General features: G+C 55.6%; 1 protein-coding gene. It reads right to left on the bottom strand.

Features of this window, described 5'->3' with window-relative positions; translation table 11 throughout:
- On the bottom strand, positions 1–261 hold a 261-nt coding region (locus tag CHH91_RS18640), incomplete at both ends, for a 6-phosphofructokinase (protein ID WP_176465867.1).

Here is a 261-nt window from a genome sequence, read left to right as displayed (position 1 = left end):
AGCAGCAACAGCAGCTGCAAGGGGAAGCTGGCCGCAGCGCCCGCCAAAGGTTTCGACCATAAAAATCCGTCCAGGCAAGTTAGCTGCTGTTTGGCGGAGCCGATGGAGCGAATCGGCAATCGCATTGACGGCTGTGTCGTGGCCAATCGTGTATTCGCTTCCGCCAATATCGTTGTCAATTGTCATTGGTACAACCGCAACTGGCAAACTAGCGCTTAACGCTTTTGCCCCTTGGGCGGAACCGTTGCCGCCGCATACTAT

Source organism: Virgibacillus sp. 7505, assembly GCF_002272135.1.
Classification (GTDB): domain Bacteria; phylum Bacillota; class Bacilli; order Bacillales; family Amphibacillaceae; genus Terribacillus.
This window is presented reverse-complemented; position numbering and strand designations above follow the sequence as displayed.